The sequence below is a fragment of the Prevotella sp. C561 genome (assembly GCF_000224595.1).
Classification (GTDB): Bacteria; Bacteroidota; Bacteroidia; order Bacteroidales; family Bacteroidaceae; genus Prevotella; species Prevotella jejuni.
Genome location: NZ_JH114143.1, coordinates 1 through 17,683, shown reverse-complemented (window position 1 = coordinate 17,683; position 17,683 = coordinate 1). Strand labels below are relative to the sequence as shown.

Here is a 17,683-nt window from a genome sequence, read left to right as displayed (position 1 = left end):
CATGAAGCAGGTTTGCAATCAACAGGATATCAATTAGTTACTAAGTATAAAAGTAAAAGGTGCTTAGTTGGACTTCAAAAGGGCGTTAGCAAGGGTCTTAAAGAGCATCTTCTGCAACCCAAAAGGGCGTCTTTTAGAAGCCAAAAGAGCATGTATTCAAAATTATGATGTGAAAAATTATAACAGAATAATAAGTTATTAGCCTAATTAGCCCAATTGGACTAAATAGCCTAATTAGGCTAATAGGAATAAATTGTTTGTAGACGACAGATAGACATCACACCTAATTACATTTATCATATAGTTTACCCCCCCCTTATAAAACAATCTTATTGGAGGTAAGCTTACCATAGTATGTGGATTAATCTCACTCTATTAACAATCTACACATTTAACGGAAGAACCAAAAGGATATGAGCCTTGTTACCAGTCTGCCATCTATTTCCTCCCTCACGTCCTCCTTTTGAAGTACAATCCAGTAGGTAGTCGGTGGGTATAGTACTCTTTCTTTTTCTATTTTATACCTTAACAATACAATAATTTATATTCCTGTTACGTTACTAATCTTGTATATACAAAACCCCTTACCACGGTAAGGATTATTTTTATTAGATTATGATTGAATACATCAGGGGCGAATTGGCTGACCTGACACCTGCTTTGGCTGTTGTCGAGGCACATGGTGTGGGCTATGCACTGAACATTTCGCTCAACACTTATAGCGCCATACAAGGCAAGAGCTCAGTGAAACTTTATGTACACGAGGCTATTATGACAGGTGGACGGGACGACAACTATACGCTCTACGGGTTTGCTAACAAACAGGAACGTTCGCTCTATCGATTGTTGATTACCGTCTCTGGCGTCGGTGCTAACACCGCTCGTATGATTCTCTCATCACTGACACCAGCCGAACTATGCAATGTCATTGCCAATGGTGACGAGAAGATATTGAAGACGGTGAAAGGAATCGGACTCCGTACAGCACAACGTATCATCGTTGACTTAAAGGACAAGATTATGCAGAGCGGTATTGCTGACGAACTACATGTTAGCAGCCAGCCTAATACACCAGCTGTCAACGCTGCTATCAAAGATGAAGCCGTCAGTGCATTGACGATGTTAGGCTTCTCCCCTGCCCCATCAGCAAAGGTTGTTGTGAGTATCCTCGCTGAACAACCAGACCTACCAGTGGAGCAGGTTGTTAAGTTGGCGTTGAAGATGATTAAGTAAAAGCGAACCAACCAGCTGGCCCCACAACTGGCCCCACAGCTGGCCCCTCCCCCATCCCCTCCCCCAAAGGGAGGGGCGTGATTACCGCCTACAACTGCACCTTGCTGTATGTTAGAGTTTAGCATCGGTTAGAACTATCCACTGATACCTATACAAGCCTATCCCAAAATAGATTGAAAAGGTGTCAAACCACTTATCTTCTTGAAAAGAAAGTATTACATATCCATCCTTATTATCACACTTCTCGGCAGTATCGGACTGTTGAGTTGGGGACGCTCGGCACTTGGATACGCCTCGATTGCAAGATTTGTGAATACGATAACCCCACCAGATACGGTTAAGAAAGCGAAGCCTATTGAAGTGGAGATTGATGAGGAGACTATTCCTGACTCTTTGCTACACCCTCGTTGGAAGGTGCAGCGTACAACCCCGATTACTTACGACGACCTCAAGGAGAACTCTACCGACCTTATCCGACCAGAGAATATGCGACAGACTGTGGAGTATAATGACTCACTCGACCGCTATATCATTGGTTATAAGATTGGTAAGACTTACGTGATGACGCCAATCATGATGACGCCAGAGGAGTATCGGAAGTGGACGGAGAAGCGTAGCTTTACCGATTACTACCGTTCAAAGAACCAAGAGATACTAAGGGAGAAGGGTAAGGATAAGTTCGACTTCACTGACATGCACTTCTCATTGGGGCCTGCTGAAAAGATATTCGGTCCTGGTGGTGTACGTATAAAGACACAGGGTTCGGCAGAATTGAAGTTCGGTGCAAACATCAAGAACATTGATAACCCATCACTTCCTATCCGTAATCGTAAGACAACGGCAATGGACTTTGATGAGAAAATCAATGTCAACGTGAATGGTAAGGTGGGTGATAAGGTGAACATGAACCTTAACTACAATACCGATGCAACCTTCGACTTTGATACACAGAACTTCAAACTAAGATATGAAGGTAAGGAAGACGAGATTATCAAACTCGTTGAGGGTGGTAATGTTACCTTCCCTTCAAACAACTCTCTCGTACAGGGAGCATCTGCCCTCTTTGGTATTCGTACCGATATGCAGTTTGGTAAACTGAAGTTACAGACCGTTTTATCACAAAAGAAGAGTTCTAATAAAAGCGTTAGTTCACGTGGCGGCAAACAGCTCACACCATTTGAGATTGATGCTGCAGACTATGAAGAGAATCACCACTTCTTCCTCTCACAATATTTCCGCGATAACTATGATGCGGCAATGAAATCATTGCCTAACCTCAAGACAGGTGTAACAATTAATCGTGTGGAGGTGTGGGTGACGAATAAGACTGGAACAACCAGTAATACCCGTAACATCGTAGCACTTACCGACCTCGGTGAGAATAAGAAGATTAGCCGTACTGATTTGTGGGGAACTGGTAACGGACCCGTACCAACGAACAATGCCAATACAGAATACACCACTATCACACAGACCTACCCTGCTGCTCGTAACATAGACCAAGTGACGAGTATTCTTGATGGTGCAGGACTTGTGGGTGGTAACGACTACGAGAAGTTGGCAAATGCCCGACTTCTCAATAGTTCTGAATACACGGTCAACAATGCCTTGGGTTATATCTCACTGAAAAGCGGACTACAGACTGATCAAGTATTGGCGATTGCCTACGAATACACCTATGGTGGCGTAACCTATCAGGTGGGTGAGTTTGCCAGCGACCATACCAATATCAATGAGGCTCTCTTCGTCAAATCATTGAAGAACACCAGCAATAATCCTAAGCAAGGAAACTGGGACTTGATGATGAAAAACGTCTATTATTTAGCTGCTAATATTGAGCGCGATAAGTTCCGCCTCGATGTGAAGTATCAGAGTGATACGACTGGTGTCTATCTGTCATACATCCCTGAACCGCAAGTAAAGAACCAAACACTTATCAAGCTTCTCAATGCTGACCGACTGGATAATAATAACAATCCACATTCTAATGGTTATTTTGATTATGTTGAGGGCTATACTATCAGCAACGGACGTGTATTCTTCCCTATGGCTGAGCCTTTCGGTAATGGACTTCGCAAAGCATTGACCGATAAGGGAGTTACTACAGCCATAGCTGATAAGTACGTTTTTGAGCAACTCTATGATTCTACTAAGACTATTGCTAAGCAGATTGCCGAGAAAGATAAGTTCGTCCTTGTTGGACAGTATCGCGGTTCGGCAGCAAACGTTATCTCGCTTGGAGCCTATAACGTTCCACAGGGTTCGGTAATAGTAACTGCGGGCGGTGTAACCTTGAACGAGGGTTCTGACTATAGCGTTGATTACAGTGCTGGTGAGGTGACAATCCTTAATCAGAGTATTATCGATGCAGGTACAGCAGTCAATGTATCGTTAGAAAGCCAGAGTGCTTATCAACAGGAGCGTAAGACGATGATTGGGGTAAACTGGGAGTACGACTTCTCAAAGGACTTCCAAATTGGTGGTACATTCATGCACCTCTCTGAACAACCGTTGACAACAAAGGTGAATATGGGTTCTGAACCTCTTAACAACACCATTTGGGGACTAAATATCCATTGGAAGAAAGAGAGTCAGTGGCTTACAAATATGCTCAATAGGATTCCATTCCTACACGTAACACAGCCTTCTTACATTACTTTCTCTGCTGAGTTTGCACAGTTGTTAGCAGGTCAAAGCAAGGGAACACAGGACAATGCTTCTTATCTCGATGATTTTGAAGGATCGAAGACAACCATCGACGTAAGTCAGCCCACCTCTTGGATTATCTCCAGTGTGCCATCAGACTTCCCTGAATATTCAGATAAAACAACTCTTCGCAGTGGCTTCAACCGAAGTCTGTTGGCATGGTACACTATCGATCCACTCTTCACTCGTCGTAGTAGTTCTTTGACTCCTGGACACATTAAGAGTGACCTCGAGCAACTCTCTAACCATTATGTACGTGAGATTCCTGTTACCGAATTGTTCCCAATTCGGGACCGAAATTACAGTGGTTCTACCTCTACATTGAATATTCTGAACCTCGCTTACTATCCTTCTGAGCGTGGACCATATAACTTCAATCCGAATATAGATATCAACGGACACCTCACGAATCCTACTGGAACATGGGGAGGTATGATGCGTAAGTTGGATACTAACGACTTCCAAACTGCTAACATCGAATATATAGAGTTCTGGATGCTCGACCCATTCATCTACTCCAACCGACTGCCAAATGCGAACCAGTATGGTGGCGACTTCTATATCAACCTTGGAGAGGTGTCTGAAGACGTACTGAAAGATGGTAAGAAGTTCTATGAGAGTGGTATGCCTGTAGACGGTAGTCACTCATGGACAACCACACAATGGGGTAAAATACCAACACAAAGTACGATTACTTACGCCTTCGCAACCTCAAAGGGTAGTCGTGCGAAACAAGATGTCGGCTTTAATGGATTGACTGATGAAGAAGAACAACAGTTTGCTTCTTATCAGAACTTCCTTACAGCTGCTCGTGCTAACACCAATCAGGCAGTCTTCGACTCGATATGGGCAGACCCTGCCAATGATGACTACCACTACTTCCGTGGTTCTGATTGGGATGCAAAGAAGGCTTCTATCCTTGAACGATATAAGCGCATCAACAACCCACAGGGTAACTCACCAGACAATGACAACAACAACGAGCGTTACGACACCTCGTATAAAACAACGCCTGATGTAGAGGATATCAATCAGGACTACACGCTGAACGAATATGAGAAATACTATCAGTACCATATTAGTATTCGTCCACAAGACCTTGTCGTAGGTCAGAACTTCATTGTTGATAAGCGTGTAGCCTCAGCCTCACTGCGTAAGGGTGGCTCTGAACCTGTCACATGGTATCAGTTCCGTATTCCTTTAGAGGAGTTCCAGAAGCGTGTGGGTAATATCAGTGACTTTACCAGCATCCGCTTTATGCGTATGTTCCTCACTGGTTTTGCAAAGCCTATCGTACTCCGCTTTGGCACCTTCGACCTTGTAAGTGGTAAATGGCGTCAGTATCAGCAGAACCTTACCAACTCTGCAAGCAACTCGGGTACGATGTCAGTGAGTGCTGTGAGCCTTGAAGAGAATAACGACAAGGTTCCTGTTAACTATGTATTACCTCCTGGTATTCGTCGTGGACAAGACCCTAACCAGCCACAATTGGTTGAGGAGAATGAGCAAGCACTCTCTATGGTTGTCAACAATCTTGGAACTGGCGAGTCAAAGGCTGTCTATAAGAATACAACCCTCGACCTTCGCCAGTACAAGCGCCTACAGATGTTCGTACATGCGAATGCCTTTGAACAGAATACAACTAATCTTACAGATAACCAGTTGGCAGTGTTCATCCGCTTGGGTTCTGATTACAAGAACAACTACTACGAGTATGAGATTCCTTTGAAGCTGTCTGCTCCAGGCCATTATGACATGTACACTGGTCAGGATAGACGTATTGTATGGCCAGAGGAGAACATGCTCGACATACCATTGAAGCTCCTCACCTCCGTGAAGAAGCAACGTAATCAGGCACGTGGTTCAGGAACAGCAAGCTATAACCGTGCTTTCTCTGTATACGACACCGATCATCCTGCTAACAAAGTAACGGTGATGGGTAACCCAACTCTTGGTGAAGTAAAGACGATGATTATTGGTGTTCGCAACCTTTCCAGCAGTCAGAAGAGTGGAGAGGTGTGGGTGAATGAGCTACGTCTACGAGAGTTTAACAACGAAGGTGGATGGGCAGCAAGAGGTCAGCTCAACCTACAGCTGTCTGACTTCGGTACTGTGGATGTCAATGCCAGTCACAGCACTGACGGCTTCGGTGGTTTGGAACAGGGTGTTAATGAACGACAGCAGGAGTCTAAGACGGATGTTTCTGTCACCACAAGCCTTGAGTTAGGAAAGTTCTTCCCTGACAAAGCAAAGGTCTCAGCACCATTATATTACAGCGTAACCAAGAGCGAGAGTCGTCCTAAATACAACCCTCTCGACACGGATATGGAATTGAAGGATGCCCTTGATGGTACTGCTAACCGTCAAGAGCGTGATTCTATTGAGTCTATTGCTGTCACTAAACGACTGACAACGAACTTCTCTTTGTCTAATGTACGTGTTGGTATTCAGACGAAGAACCATCCTATGCCATACGACCCTGCCAACTTCTCTTTCTCTTATAGCCACTCTCACTCTCACACATCGGGTGAGACAACGGTCTATGAGAATGAAGACAACTGGCGCGGAGCATTGAACTATAACTGGACACCAGTATATAAGTCTTGGGAACCTTTCAAGCATCTTATCAAGAGTAGGTCGAAATGGTTTGAAATCCTCAAACGCTTCGGACTGAACTGGCTACCACAGAACATAACCTTCAACACTGAAATGGTCCGCAACTACTACGAGTTGCAGGAACGTGATATGGAATCAACAGAGAACAGTCTGTTGCCTCTTACCTTCAGCGAGCAGTTCCTTTGGAATCGTGACTTCGCTCTACGTTGGGACTTGACACGCAATCTCCACATGAACTTCCAAAGTGCGACACATGCTGAGATTGAAGAACCTTACACACCTATCAATAAAGACCTCTATGCCGACCGTTATCAGGCATGGAAAGACTCGGTATGGACAAGTATTAAGCACTTCGGTACTCCACTCGATTACCAACAGAACTTCACACTTTCTTATCAGCTTCCACTCAATCTGCTACCTATCTTTGATTGGGTAAATGCTGATGCAAATTATACTGCATCTTACACTTGGGTGCGTGGAACGAGTCTTGATAATGGTACTTCGCTCGGTAATACCATCACAAGTAACCGTGCTTTGAACATCAATAGTAGCTTCAACTTTGAACGACTCTATAATCATATTCCTTTCTTAAAGAAGACTAACGAACGCTTCAACCGTACTCGCCCAACTCGTCCTAAACTGACAGCAGAACAGAAGAAGGCTGAGAGAGAAAAGAAAGAAAAAGAAAGGAAGGAGAAAGATAAAGACGACGACAAGAAAAAAGCACTGCCAAAGAACCAGAAGAGCTTTGAAAAGGAAATCGTTATCAATGCCGATTCTGCTATCCTTGTTTCACATGGTAAGAATACAAAACGCCTTATTGTCTCTGCTAAAGACGAAAGAGGAAAGGCTATCAAGATTAAGTATCGTAAGGTAGGTGATACGCAGTTGAAAGTCTTTAATCGTACTGACTCTGCCATCCGCATGAAACTTACCGTCACTCCTAAGGAGCCACTCGATAATAAGGGATGGTATAAGACCGCACAATGTGTGGCACGTGCACTGATGATGGTACGTTCGGCAAGTATTTCTTATCGTGACCAATATGCAATGGCACTGCCTGGCTTTATGCCAACGGTAGGTGATGCCTTTGGACAGACACGTGGAACAGGTGCCTTATCACCAGGTCTTGACTTCGCTTTCGGTCTTATTGATGATGATTACATCGGTAAGGCACGTGACAACCATTGGTTGCTTATGAACGATAGTGTGGCTACACCTGCTGTAACGAATCGCACAGAAGACTTACAGATTCGTATGACACTTGAACCATTCAAGGACTTCAAGATTGACCTTACTGCCAGTCGCATGCAGACTACCTCACGAAGTATCCAGTATATGTACATGGGTACGCCTACTACACAGAGCGGTTCACTCACGATGACAACCCTTTCATTAGGTACTGCTTTCGAGAGTCAGGGCAATGCCAACAACGGCTATCATAGTTCAACATTTAATCGTTTCGTACAGTCACTCGACAGTTATCGCGACCGTATTGAGGCACAATATAACAATGCAACCTACCCTGCTTCGTTTGGTGGCGGACACTTCACTCCTGCAGTAGGTTCTGTTAATAAGTATAGTGCAGATGTTATGGTTCCAGCTTTCCTCAATGCCTACACCAGCATGAGTGGAAACGGACTTAACATCTTCCCTTCTCTGCGCAGTTTATTGCCTAACTGGTCTATCCGTTACAGCGGTCTTTCACGCTTGCCATTCTTTGAACAGTTCTTCAAGAGTGTTAACATCAATCATGCTTACCGCAGTATCTTTGCTATCGGTTCTTATCAGAGCTATAGTACATGGCAGGAATACATGAACGGACTCGGTTTCATTACCGATGCAACTACGGGTAACCCTATCCCAAGTTCGATGTATAACATCTCGCAGGTGAGTATCAACGAGGCTTTCTCACCTCTGTTAGGTGTTGACGTAACCCTTCAGAACAACCTCACTGCACGCTTGGAATATCGCCAAACACGTGTGTTATCACTCTCGATGACGAGTGTACAGTTGAATGAAGCCTCATCAAAAGACTGGGTTATCGGTATTGGTTATAGAATCAATGACTTCAATCTGTTCAACAATGGTACACGACGTGTGGCAAAAGGTAAGAAGAAAAAGACATCAGACTCCTCACAGCAAGACAACAGTTCGTCTCGTCAGAGCAGTGGACTGAACCGTGACCTGAACCTACGTCTTGACATGAGCTATCGTCAGCAGGCATCGCTAACTCGTGACATTGCTTCGCTTACCTCAGCAGCTTCAAGTGGTAATACTGCTTTCAAGTTCTCTTTCTTGAGCGACTATACCTTGAGCCGCTTGGTTACTGCCAGTCTCTACTACGACTTACAGATTAATACTCCGCTCCTCTCATCAGGCAGTTACCCTACAACCACCCACGACTTTGGTGTGAGCCTAAGACTTAGTCTGACAAGGTAAACTAAGAGATTACAATTTTGCAACCACGATTGCAAAATATGACCTGTATACATATCCGCACTACCAAACGCAACTTTAATGCAAGCCTAAAGTTTAGTCTAACAAGGTAAGACAACTTTCTGAAAGGAAAAATACAACATTTGGTAAAGAAATCGAATCAGCTTCTTTTCCTTATAACCAATAAAACCTATGAAATCTATTAAGAACAACATAATAAATGACTAAACATGAACAATAAATTAACATCACCAAACTTATTCAGTGATGTCTGTGGCATCATTGAGCAAGGGCGTCAACAGGCTTATGCCGCTGTCAACAAATCAATGATAGAAACCTATTGGAACATAGGGAAACGTATTGTTGAAGAAGAACAAAGTGGTAAAGAACGTGCTGAATATGGCGAAGAGATTATCAACAATCTCTCAACACAGTTGACCCATGCCTATGGTAAAGGCTTTAGTTCAAGGTACCTTCGTTCCTTTCGTAGGTTTTATCTTCTTATTGATGACTATGAGATTTGGAAATCGCGATTTCCAAATCTCACTTGGACACATATTTTCAAGGTTCTACGCATAGACGACGAGACTGCTATGCGATGGTATCTTGAAACAGCATCAAAGGAAATGTGGAGCATCCAAACACTTGACAGACACAAATCTTCCTCTTACAAAAATAATAAAGAAACCTCTTCTCCACTCTCTCTAAAAGGAAAGAATGGAGAAGAGATTTGTCTAAAATGTAATAACTTTTCCACTCCTCATTTTTAATCAAGCACCTTCTGCATTCGAATTAACGCCCTTTTGGCTTGCAAAAGATGCCCTTTTGAAGTGTTACTAACGCCCTTTAAGAAGCCAATTAAGCACCTTTCCTTTTACGAGTTTGCAATCAACTGATAATCTGAATGTTAGAAAGAGGGAAAACTAAAGCATTATTTTATAGTGTCAATAGGAGTTAAAGTCTCATTTGTGTAAAACATTTTCAAATGTCAAAATAGTATTTATCAAACTATAAAAGCATTATCTTCCTACCTAAAAATAAAAACAGACTGCCGTGTCTTAAGGACAAAAGCAGTCTGTTGGGAAAGTATTTTAGAATTTGAAAACTATTAAAGAGGATACTCGTCAAAGGCGTAAAGCACTGTTGAGAGATAACGCTCACCTGTATCTGGCAGCAAGGTTACGATGGTCTTACCTGCATTCTCTGGACGCTTAGCAATCTCGGTAGCAGCAAAAGCTGCTGCACCAGAAGAGATTCCAACTAACAAACCTTCTTGTTGTGCCAACTGACGACCAGCAAGGATAGCCTGATCATTCTCTACTTGGAATATCTCATCAACATACTTATTATTATAAGTATTTGGTACGAAGCCTGCACCAATACCCTGAATCTTATGTGGTCCACTCTCGCCACCACTCAATACAGGAGATGAAGTTGGCTCAACAGCAATAATCTTCACATCAGGATTCTGCTCTTTGAGGTAGCGACCAATACCACTCACTGTACCGCCAGTACCTACACCAGCTACAAACACATCAACCTTACCATCTGTATCGCGCCAAATCTCTGGACCAGTTGTAAGATAGTGGCGTTCTGGATTAGCCTGATTCTCGAACTGCTGAAGGATAATACTACCTGGAATAGAATCTCTCAACTCCTCCGCAGCCTTGATAGCACCCTTCATACCATCCTTTCCACTTGTCAACTTCACCGTAGCACCGTAAGCCTTTACAAGGTTGCGACGCTCCACACTCATAGTCTCTGGCATGGTGAGAATAAGCTTATACCCCTTCACAGCTGACACCAAAGCCAAGCCAACGCCTGTATTTCCACTGGTTGGCTCAATGATTGTAGCTCCTGGCTTTAAGAGTCCTTTAGCCTCAGCATCCTCTATCATAGCCAATGCTATACGATCCTTCACACTACCACCGGGATTGAAATACTCTACCTTTGCAAGAACAGGAGTCTTGAGTCCTCTTTCTGCAGAGAATTTATTAAGTGCTAACAGTGGTGTATTACCGATAAGCTCTGTGAGTTTGTTTACTATCTTTGCCATATTCTTTGGGATTTAATTTCTTACTTAATGTTTACGGATGCAAAGGTACGGACATTTGCCAATATATGAAATACTCTCTTTATGTTATTTAGCATACCACAAACGTGGTATTTACATTAAAATAAGACTTTCTTATTGCTATTCACACAAAAAACCTTATATTTGCATCACGATTGTCACTATATCTACGAGTATGCAGAAATACGCAGATTACATAGAAGAGATTGAGATTGACTCGCTTTGGAGCGGGAAGAAACATATCCGTTGGACACTGGACCGACAGGTGAATATCCTCAGTGGTATCAATGGTGTCGGGAAGAGTACCATACTTAATAAGGTGGTACGCAGTCTGTCACAAGGTGGTGAGTTCCCCAGCCATTCACTGAAGGGTGTCCGACTAAAGGTAAGTCCTAATGATGCGCGGTGGATACGTTATGACATTATCCGCTCGTTTGACCGTCCACTGATGAACTCGGATAGTATCAGCAAGATCAACGTCGATCTTGTTACAGAACTTGATTGGCAGCTTTTCCAACTTCAACGTAAGTATCTTGACTATCAGGTGAACATCGGTAATCGTATTATCGAGACCTTACAAAGTGGTGAGGCAGATGCTGCAGAGAAGGCACAGCGGATTTCTCAACCTAAGAAACGCTTTCAAGACATCTTAGACGACCTCTTCACCGAGACTGGTAAGAAGATTATTCGCTCGGAGAATGAGATAAAGTTCTCATCACTCGGTGAGGAGCTGGCTCCATATCAGCTGTCAAGTGGCGAGAAGCAGATTTTGGTTATCCTGCTGACCGTATTGGTAGAAGACAATGAACATTACGTTCTCTTTATGGACGAGCCAGAAGTGAGTCTGCATATAGAGTGGCAGAAACGCTTAATCGACCTCATCTTAGAACTGAATCCGAATGTTCAGATTATCCTCACGACCCACAGTCCAGCTGTCATCATGAACGGATGGATTGACCGTGTAACAGAGGTTACGGACATAACCGATAAATGATTGTCTGAAGGAGGGAGCAATGGGAAAAAGACTGAGCGACAACCTGTCATCGGCTTATATTGATGCAGCGAACCGATTGAATGGTAAGCGGGCACGGAGAAAGATTATCGCATACGTGGAAGCGTATGACGATATCTTCTTTTGGCGCACTGTCTTAAGCGGTTTTGAGAATGAGGAGCGTTACTTTGAAGTGATGTTACCATCTCGATTAAACCTTACCAAGGGCAAACGGTCAGTATTGATGAACCTCGTTTCGCAGAATATTGGTGAGAACATGATTGCTTGTGTGGATGCTGATTATGACTATCTGCTACAAGGAACTACCCCACTATCCGATGAAGTGAACAACAACCCATACGTTTTCCATACGTATGCTTATGCCATTGAAAACCTACAATGCTATGCACCGAGCCTACATGATGTGACAGTAGCAGTAACGCTCAACGACCATTCTATCTTTAATTTCGAAGAGTTCCTTAAGCTATACAGTGAGAGTATACATCCCCTCTTTGTCTGGAGTATTTGGCATTATCGCCAAGGTATTCATCGACGTTTTACCATCTCCGACTTTAATCGAGTTGTGGAAATTGGTAATTTCTCTCTGCAAGGAGCAACTGAAAGTATTCAACGGCTGCGCCATAAGGTGCAGATGCGTGTACGACAACTACAAAAGGAGAATCCGAACGCAAAGGAAAGCTATCTAAAACTAAAAGACGAACTGCGTTCCTTAGGTGTTACACCTTCAACAACCTACTTATATATACAAGGTCATCATCTCTTTGATAACATAGTTGTACCAGTCTTGAAGCGGGTATGCGACCTTCTTGTGCGTGAACGTGAAGACGAGATTAATCGCAATGCAGTACACGATACGCAACGTCGCAACGAACTGTCAAGTTATGGTCATAGTACGGAGGCGATTATCCCTATGCTCCGTCGCAATGTTGGTTATACGAACGCCGAACCATTCCTGAGATTGAAAGAAGATATTTACACCTTCTTGAATCCACCATCACAACAACCAACAGACTAAGTTTTCTTTCATAACATCACCCTACCCCATGCTTCTACCTACACTTTCTTTACGAAGTGGGGCGTTATCTGCTGTAGTTTTATTATCTTTGTACTCAAAATCTAAACAATAAATTCTTACATGAAGAAGACTCTACTTTTAATCGCAACACTGCTGGCAAGTTATGTCGGCATGGCACAAGAGACTTACCATCCAACGGCTGAGAATCTTAAAGCACGCGAACAGTTCCAAGACGAGAAGTTTGGTATCTTTCTGCATTGGGGACTCTACTCAATGATGGGTACTACCGAATGGATTATGACCAACAGGGATATCAACTACAAAGAATATCCTAAGTTGGCAAAGACGTTCTATCCTTCAGAGTTTGATGCGGATGCTTGGGTAAAAGCTATCAAGGCTGCTGGTGCAAAGTATATCACCATTACAACACGTCACCACGATGGATTCTCACTCTTTAAGACAGCTACCAGCACGTATAATTCCGTTGATGGTACTCCTTTCAAACGTGACATCATTAAAGAAATGGCTGATGCTTGCCAACGTAATGGTATCAAGTTGCATCTTTACTATTCTCACCTTGACTGGGGACGTGAAGATTATCCAGTGGGAAGAACAGGAACTGGTACTGGTAGACCAAAAGAGAAGGCTGACTGGGCAAGCTACTATAAGTTTATGAACACGCAGTTGACGGAATTGCTCACCAACTATGGAAAGGTTGGTGCAATCTGGTTTGATGGTTGGTGGGATCATGACAGCGATGCAAAACCATTCGACTGGCAGTTGGAGGAGCAGTATGCAATGATTCATAAGCTACAGCCACAGTGCCTTGTTGCTAACAACCACCATCATACTCCTTTCCCTGGTGAGGATATCCAAATCTTCGAACGTGACTTACCAGGTGAGAACAAGGCGGGTCTATCTGGTCAGAGCATCGGTCGCCTACCCTTAGAATCATGCCAGACTATCAACGAGCATTGGGGTTATAACATCACTGACACTCTCTACAAATCACCAAAAGAGTTGATTCAGATGCTCGTTCGTGCTGCAGGAAAGAATGCCAACCTCCTCCTCAACATCGGTCCAGAACCAGGTGGTTCCCTCCCAGCTCTTGCCCTCGACCGTCTTCAGTCCTTAGGTAAATGGCTGAACCAATATGGTGAAACCATCTACGGAACACGTGGCGGCATCGTTGGTCCTCACGACTGGGGCGTAAGTACACAACGTGGTAACAAACTCTACATCCACATCCTAAACTGTATGGACTCCAGCCTCTTCATCCCTACTGGCAACCACAAAATCAAGTCTGCCACTGTCTTTGGCACCAACAAACGTGTCAACTTCACAAAGACCGGTAATGGTATCACCCTCAACCTCGACACCGTCCCCACCGATATTGATTATATCGTTGAGTTGACGTTGTAAGATAAGAGTTTTATAAGTAAACATCTTTAAAGATAACCCGCAGCAATCACTTGGTCGCTGCGGGTCTATATATGTATAAGTATGGTTTTCCCCCTCAAATATATTTCATATTGATTGTCAGTGATTTATATTTGTATAGTACAAATATGAAACTTCAAAAGTATTCTAAATAATAAGAATCAATAATTATCGAGAGATATCTATACTCTCATACTATATAGACAACATCTATCGTTTGTTTTGTTTTCCTACTTGTATTCACAAAGATACTTATTCTAAAGTGCATATATTTTTTATACACAACCAAACACTTTAGTCCGATATAATCATTTCTAATTTAGATTGAGTATCTCGAACAATTCTAGCATTTGTGCAGTCATTACTATTTAGATAGATCTGACACTTTTCTAGCATATCTATACACGATTGTTTGAACTCCGAACATTCCTTTTTTGATAGCTTGTTCTTAAATGTCTCATAAAATTTTTGATATAAACCTGCAACCTTAAATGGATAATGTTTTTTTCATCCCCAGGACGAGTATTTGAAAGAATTTCATGTGCATGCCTAAAAGCCTCCATACAAGTACCAACTGACCCGTATTCTATCTCATTCTCTAAAAGGAATCGACAATAATGATTATCAATTTTATATGTTTTATAATTGTAATTTGCATTGGCAAGTGAATAGCATTTATCAAATAAGGTCTTAGATATGACATAGTCCCTGTTATATAATCTAGCAATGGCGTACTGTAGCCAAAAATCTATATTTGTTTTACAAAAAGTGCAGTCCTTAACAACTTCATAAAAACGATACATTTCCATTTTCCATGCATTATCCTTTATATTCAAACATGCCTGAATGGTAGTAAAGTTTACAAAAGTAATTAATCTAATTCTATTGTGGAGTGAATTCTTTGACAGTACATCTAAACATTTTACCAATTGTATAAGAATATCTATCACATCTTTAGGAGTATAAAGTGTCGTAAGTATATATTTTGCTACGATTGATGATCTAAATTTAATGTCAGTAGCTGAAATATCGATAAATTCTTTTATTGTATGATTTTGGCGAAAACTTGGTTTATTTAACAAATCTGCTCCAACCCATGTTGCTATATCCATAATCGTAAAACGAATATGAAAGCATTCTGCAACCATCAAAAATTTGAAAGCATCTTCAAATGATTTATTTTGTGAGATTGATGCTATCGTTTCTTTGATTCTAAACGTAAGATATGGACTAGAAATTCTACTGAGAATAACACGGCAGAATTCGCTTCCACACGTATTTTTGATATACGATTGTCTGTTTGTAGAAGCACTCAAATCAGTCCATAAAGAGTATTTATCCAATAAGACATCCAATGCTCGGATTTCGTTGTCTGATAATTTGTCAATATTTACAACCTTATATCCTTCACCCAAAACATCTTCAATCTCATCAAAAATTACCTCATGAAGAGATTTACGTTCAGATGTTATAATACATATTTGTTTTGAATAATTACGTAACGTTCTAACTTGTTCTCGGGAAGAGTGGTAGTCATCAAAAATAACTATAGCATTTGAGAATCTTTCACATATTTCAACTATCTCCGACATGACTCTTGAAGTATATTTGTCATAAACAAAAACCTCTTTTCCTTCTTTGGCAAGCAATAATTCAAGTTCATTCAAAAAGATAGTTTTTCCATTACCTAAAGCTGATTCAATTAAAATATTATTTGAACCATTCTTAATAGCATCTATACATTCTTGAAGTTTATTTCGGTATATTAAGTATGGATACGAACTATTATTAACTAATGAATGAAAAGCCAAATGCTTATTTATATTTCCATTTAATATTAACTGATAAAAGTCAATATCACGTATTGATGGAACACCTCTATTTATATCTGCCTTATGAAAACTAACTGGGAGGAAAAGCTTAATAGCACTTGGAACATAATTACTTTGACAATCCTTAACCATTTGTACGAATCCATCGAGTCCAGAAGCCAACACATTCCCAAACTCAGATAGGCTACTGACATCTAATTCATCTTCATCTGGTCGTACAACAAATAAAGTCTTATCCTTGATTGTTCCAGAAACTAATATTCTTGCCAAATCTAAATCATAATCCATAGAGAAGCCAATAAATATCAATGCCTCGGAAGCCATAACATCAGATTTGAAAATCTCAAACCATTCTGATTTGGTAAAGTCTTCTGTTAAATAACTAGCAGATGTGAGTTTGAATTCATTATCTAGTTTGTCAGAAGAAAGCGAATCAATAAACCCATTAAGATGAATACAACAATGTCTATAATCCTCTGTTTTCCTATGAATAGAAGATAACGTTTTTGGAATCAGCGGTTTTTGTGCTTTGCCATAAGCTAACTCAATAATGTTATCATAATTTGTTGTGTAGATTCGAAACCAGTTCAAACTTCCAATATAATCACGGGATGGTGATATTGAAGTCGCACAAAACTCCTGCTTAAGTAGAGCTATTAAGTCCTCCGGCGTCTTTTTCTTAAGATATGCAGAAGAAGCTTTTCGCAAATCATCTTTCTTACTTGAATACCCAGCATGTTCCAACAATATATGTGCAAGAGTACCAGCTCCCTTGAACTTGGAATCTTTAGGATTGTTGTTTGTTGCTCCAAAAGAAAATCCAGAACCTAAAAACAACATACAATTTCCCTCAAAAATTTTGTTTATTATTTCAGAATTTGTCATATGCCTTTATTGCTTTATAATTTAAACTCAATATTTCTTATGATATTCCTTAATTCCGCAGCATAAATTCTTGTAAGAACTCCAAGTGTCTGAGAAACAAAGTTCTCAAAACACTTGGATATGTCAGAAATTTCACCTATCTTAGTGCTGCAAACATAACAAGTAAGCAAAAATCTGACATGACAAAGGTAGCAATTAAAAACGAGAATATCACTTCTTTCGGTGGAATTTATCATATTATGGACGTTTTCTCAAAGTTGGGCTTTGAAAAACTTACCGAATCTGTATTGGGCAAACGTGGAAGTAGTGGCAAAGCATTCAGCCATGGAAGTATTTTCGGCTCTCTCTTCTTCAGTTACCTTTGTGGTGGAGAATGCCTTGAGGACATCAATGTGCTTATAGGGCAGTTCAAGCAGAGACCTAATACGCTA

The 17,683-nt window shown here is 41.5% G+C and carries 8 protein-coding genes and 1 pseudogene; 7 read left to right on the top strand and 2 right to left on the bottom strand.

Annotation, left to right across the window (positions count from 1 at the left end; translation table 11 throughout):
• The first annotated feature begins 615 nt into the window (after nucleotides 1-615).
• The 3 genes from ruvA (at nucleotide 616) to HMPREF0666_RS05625 (ending at nucleotide 9,764) form a co-directional block, all read left to right on the top strand.
• Nucleotides 616-1,233 carry a Holliday junction branch migration protein RuvA gene (ruvA, locus tag HMPREF0666_RS05635; RefSeq protein ID WP_009011387.1) on the top strand — a complete coding sequence of 206 codons (618 nt, stop codon included), beginning with the start codon at nucleotides 616-618 and terminating at the stop codon, nucleotides 1,231-1,233.
• A 201-nt stretch (nucleotides 1,234-1,434) separates the two neighbouring features.
• Nucleotides 1,435-8,997 carry a cell surface protein SprA gene (sprA, locus tag HMPREF0666_RS05630; RefSeq protein ID WP_009011386.1) on the top strand — a complete coding sequence of 2,521 codons (7,563 nt, stop codon included), beginning with the start codon at nucleotides 1,435-1,437 and terminating at the stop codon, nucleotides 8,995-8,997.
• Between the two features lie 227 nt (nucleotides 8,998-9,224).
• Nucleotides 9,225-9,764, top strand: a complete 540-nt coding sequence (locus tag HMPREF0666_RS05625; RefSeq protein WP_009011385.1) for a DUF1016 N-terminal domain-containing protein — start codon at nucleotides 9,225-9,227, stop codon at nucleotides 9,762-9,764.
• A gap of 338 nt (nucleotides 9,765-10,102) precedes the next feature.
• Here HMPREF0666_RS05625 and cysK read toward each other — a convergent pair whose 3' ends face one another.
• On the bottom strand, nucleotides 10,103-11,050 hold the full coding sequence (gene cysK, locus HMPREF0666_RS05620; protein WP_009011384.1) for a cysteine synthase A: 948 nt from the start codon (nucleotides 11,048-11,050) through the stop codon (nucleotides 10,103-10,105).
• Nucleotides 11,051-11,243: 193 nt separating this feature from the next.
• Between cysK and HMPREF0666_RS05615 the strand changes: the two genes are divergently transcribed.
• The 3 genes from HMPREF0666_RS05615 to HMPREF0666_RS05605 all read left to right on the top strand — a co-directional run bounded on the left by HMPREF0666_RS05615 (nucleotide 11,244) and on the right by HMPREF0666_RS05605 (nucleotide 14,517).
• Nucleotides 11,244-12,062 (top strand): AAA family ATPase, encoded by an 819-nt coding sequence (locus HMPREF0666_RS05615; RefSeq protein WP_042856058.1) that lies wholly within the window; start codon nucleotides 11,244-11,246, stop codon nucleotides 12,060-12,062.
• Nucleotides 12,063-12,081: 19 nt separating this feature from the next.
• The gene (locus tag HMPREF0666_RS05610; RefSeq protein ID WP_009011382.1) at nucleotides 12,082-13,095 is read left to right on the top strand and encodes a DUF4435 domain-containing protein; all 1,014 of its coding nucleotides are present in this window, start codon (nucleotides 12,082-12,084) and stop codon (nucleotides 13,093-13,095) included.
• A 120-nt stretch (nucleotides 13,096-13,215) separates the two neighbouring features.
• Nucleotides 13,216-14,517, top strand: coding sequence for an alpha-L-fucosidase (locus tag HMPREF0666_RS05605; RefSeq protein WP_009011381.1), 1,302 nt, complete (start codon nucleotides 13,216-13,218; stop codon nucleotides 14,515-14,517).
• 416 nt (nucleotides 14,518-14,933) lie between these two features.
• Here HMPREF0666_RS05605 and HMPREF0666_RS05600 read toward each other — a convergent pair whose 3' ends face one another.
• A complete protein-coding gene (locus tag HMPREF0666_RS05600) occupies nucleotides 14,934-17,252 on the bottom strand; it encodes an SIR2 family protein (protein ID WP_009011379.1) in 2,319 nt (772 codons plus the stop codon).
• A gap of 179 nt (nucleotides 17,253-17,431) precedes the next feature.
• Between HMPREF0666_RS05600 and HMPREF0666_RS05595 the strand changes: the two are divergent.
• A pseudogene (locus HMPREF0666_RS05595) lies at nucleotides 17,432-17,683 on the top strand (IS1380 family transposase); the annotation flags it as partial.